Origin of the sequence: Rhodoferax lacus, assembly GCF_003415675.1 — a bacterium.
Classification (GTDB): domain Bacteria; phylum Pseudomonadota; class Gammaproteobacteria; order Burkholderiales; family Burkholderiaceae_C; genus Allorhodoferax; species Allorhodoferax lacus.
In genome coordinates this window covers 1-762 of sequence record NZ_QFZK01000060.1, presented here as the reverse complement: position 1 = coordinate 762, position 762 = coordinate 1, and the positions used below count along the sequence as shown (strand labels likewise).

Here is a 762-nt window from a genome sequence, read left to right as displayed (position 1 = left end):
CTGCTCGGCGGCATCGGGCCGGTAGCTTTGGGTGATGGCGGGCTGGGTGCAGACGGTCTCGATTGCGGCGCCGGTGGCCAGCCAACCCAGGCGCGCAGCGCCGAGCGCGCCACCCGCGGCGGACTCGGCGTGCAGCACGATTTCCACATCCAGTGAAGAGGCGAGTTGCTGGGCCCACATGGCGCTGCGGGCACCACCGCCCACCAGCGACAGGCGACTCACGTGGCTTCCGGCCTTCTTCAATGCGTTCAAGCCATCGGTCAGCCCAAAGGTCACGCCCTCGATCACCGCATAGGCCATGGCGGCCTGGTCGGCGCTGTGGCTGATCCCGTGGAAGCTGCCGCGCAGCACCGCGTCGTTGTGCGGCGTGCGCTCGCCACTGAGATACGGCAGGAACAAGGGCGCAGCGGCACGTGCGGCCATGTCCAGGCTGGCAGCCTTGGCTTCGAGCTCGGCTTCAGACGCAGCACCCAGGGCCTGCTTGGCCCACTGCAGGCAGCTGGCGGCCGAGAGCATCACGCTCATCTGGTGCCAGCGGCCGGGCACCGCGTGGCAGAAGGCGTGGGTGGCACTGGCTGCATTGGGTGCGAACTGCGGCGTGACCACAAACAGCACGCCGCTGGTGCCCAGCGACAGGAAGCCTTCGCCTGCATTGACGGCGCCCATGCCAATGGCACTGGACGCGTTGTCACCGGCACCACCGGCCACGACGATGCCACTCTGCAGGCCGAGTGCACTGGCAGCAGTGGCACTCAGGGCGCC

General features: G+C 68.9%; 1 protein-coding gene. It reads right to left on the bottom strand.

Annotated features, from left to right (window positions below; genetic code table 11):
• Nucleotides 1-762: FGGY-family carbohydrate kinase (locus DIC66_RS22770; protein WP_275405281.1), on the bottom strand; the 762-nt coding region annotated here is incomplete at both ends.